This window comes from Streptomyces sp. NPDC051104 (genome assembly GCF_040682835.1).
Lineage (GTDB): Bacteria > Actinomycetota > Actinomycetes > Streptomycetales > Streptomycetaceae > Streptomyces > Streptomyces cynarae.
Window position 1 is genome coordinate 1 of the sequence record NZ_JBFBBS010000113.1, and the last position, 2,497, is coordinate 2,497.

Below are 2,497 nucleotides of genomic sequence, written 5' to 3' on the forward strand. Positions count from 1 at the left end.
ACTTCTCCCGGTTCGCGCAGCCGACCGAGCTGGACCTGCGCCAGTTCGCGGGCCGGCACCCGGTGGAACTGATCGGCGGGGTCCGCTTCCCCGCCATCGGAGAACTGCCCTACCTGCTCACCCTCGCAGGCCACGGCTTCTACTGGTTCCGCCTCCGCAAGAACGTCCCCCAGGCCACCAAGGTCAACGTGTTCGTGACCAGTTGAATCAGGGCCGCTGACGTCGGCCGGCACGGAAAGGACGCGAGGCCATGCCGAAGACCCAGACCGCAACGCTCAGCCAGGACGGCACCGGCCCCGCCTCGCTGCTGCCCTCGCTCTCCGGTCTGCTGCGGGAGTGGTTGCCGCGCCAGCGCTGGTTCGCCGGCAAGGGACGGCCCGTCACGGACCTGACCCTGCTGTCGGTGACCGAACTGCACCCCGGCTGCCTGCACGTCCTGGTCCGCGCCGACTGCACCGGGCGCCCACCGACCGCCGCGCCGGAACACGAGTGCTACCAACTGCTCCTCGGCATCGGGGAGTCCCTGTCCCCGCGGGTCTCCCCGGCGGTCCTCGGACGGGCGAGCGAGGGACCTCTCGCGGGGCTGCTGGTGTACGACGCCCTCCAGGACCCGCGCTCGGCGTCCCTGCTCCTGGAACGGCTGCGCACGCCGGGCGCCGCGGGCGCCCTCCGCTTCGAACGCGACAGACGGGTGACCATACCCACCGGGCTCGCGCCCCGCCTCCTCGAAGCCGAGCAGTCCAACTCATCCCTGGTGTACGGCCACGCCTACATCCTGAAGGTCTTCCGCCGGGTGCGGCCCGGGATCAACCCCGATCTGGAGGTGCCCTGGGCCCTGGTCCGGCAGGGCTGCACCTGCGTCCCCGCGCCGGTGGCCTGGTTCCGCACATCCAGCCCCTGGGCCGCGACGCTCGGCGTGCTCCAGCCCTTCCTGCACGGTGCCGCCGACGGATGGACACAGGCGCTCGCCGCCCTCGCGGCCGGGCGGGAGTTCACCGAGGAGGCGTACGAACTGGGGCGGGCCACGGCCGAGGTGCATCTGGCCCTCGCCGCCGCGTTCCCCGTCGAACCCCAGGGCCCGCCCGACACCGGACCTCTCACCGCCGGCATGGTGGAGCGGCTGCGGGACGCCACCCATGCCGTACCGGAACTGCTGCCGTACGCCCACGGGCTGCGCTCCGCCTTCACCGAACTGGCCGCGCTCGGCACGCCCCGGCCCGCCCAGCGCATCCACGGCGATCTGCACCTCGGCCAGGTGCTGCGGGCCGCACGCCGGTGGCACGTGATCGACTTCGAGGGCGAACCGGCCCGCCCGCTCCCCGAACGGCGCCGCCCGCAGTCCCCGGTCCGCGATGTCGCGGGCATGCTCCGCTCCTTCGACTACGCCGCCCATACCCGCCGGCCGTGGCACCCCGATTGGGCGCTGCGCTGTCGCGAGGCGTACTGCGAGGGCTACGCCGCCGAGGCGGGCTGGGACCCGCGGGCGGAACCGGCGCTGCTGCGCGCCTACGAGACGGACCGCGCCGTGTACGAGGTCCTGTACGAGGCCCGCCACCGGCCCGACTGGCTGCCGGTGCCCATGGCGGCGATCGCACGCCTCGCCCGACGCCCCGGCGACAGGAGGCCCACGCCGTGACCCCGCACACCGCACCCCCGCCTCCGCTCGCCTCGCCGCACCTGGGCACCCCGGCACCCGCGCCCGTGCCCGCCGGCGACCGGGAGCGGCTGCTGGCCGGCACGCACCACGACCCGCACTCCGTGCTCGGGGCGCACCCGGTGCCGGAGGGGATGGTCTTCCGCGCGCTGCGACCGTGCGCGCTCTCGGTCACCGTCGTCATCGGCGACGCCTGGGCCGAACTGCACGACGACGGGGACGGCTTCTTCTCGGCCCTGCTGCCGGTGCGGGACGTACCGGACCACCGGCTGCTCGTGGCGTACGCGGACACCGTCCAGGAGACCGACGACCCCTACCGTTTCCTGCCCGCGCTCGGCCAGTTCGACCTGCACCTGATCGGCGAGGGACGCCATGAGGAGCTGTGGAAGGCACTCGGCGCCCACCCCATGACCCACCAGGGCGTGACCGGCACCCGCTTCACGGTGTGGGCGCCGAACGCCCGAGGGGTCCGGCTGTGCGGGGACTTCTGCCACTGGGACGGCCGCGCGTACCCCATGCGCTCGCTCGGTTCCTCCGGGGTGTGGGAGCTGTTCGTGCCCGGTCTCGGCCCCGGGACGCGCTACAAGTTCGACATCGCGCGCCCCGACGGCAGCCACACCGTACGCGCGGACCCCATGGCCCGCCGCACGGAAGTGCCGCCGGCGACCGCCTCGATCGTGACCCGGTCGGCGTACGAGTGGCACGACGACGCATGGCTGGCGCACCGCGCGGACACGCCCGTGCATCGGGCGCCGTTCTCGGTGTACGAGGTGCACCTGCCGTCCTGGCGGCCGGGGCTGACGTACCGGCAACTGGCCGAACAACTCCCCGCCTACGTCAAGG

At 73.8% G+C, this 2,497-nt stretch carries 2 protein-coding genes and 1 pseudogene; all 3 read left to right on the forward strand.

Going from position 1 to position 2,497, the window contains the following annotated elements; all coding sequences use genetic code 11:
• Positions 1-206: alpha-glucosidase C-terminal domain-containing protein (locus tag AB0N14_RS39790; RefSeq protein ID WP_366030564.1), on the forward strand; the 206-nt coding region annotated here is incomplete at its 5' end.
• A 44-nt stretch (positions 207-250) separates the two neighbouring features.
• Positions 251-1,636 carry a maltokinase gene (locus AB0N14_RS39795; protein ID WP_366030566.1) on the forward strand — a complete coding sequence of 462 codons (1,386 nt, stop codon included), beginning with the start codon at positions 251-253 and terminating at the stop codon, positions 1,634-1,636.
• Positions 1,633-2,497, forward strand: a pseudogene (locus AB0N14_RS39800) (1,4-alpha-glucan branching enzyme); the annotation flags it as partial. The gene AB0N14_RS39795 and the pseudogene AB0N14_RS39800, both read left to right, overlap by 4 nt.

Excerpts from the sequence above, each read along its gene's own strand:
- AB0N14_RS39795 (WP_366030566.1), top strand. The coding sequence starts at position 251 with ATGCCGAAGACCCAGACCGCAACGCTCAGCCAGGACGGCACCGGCCCC.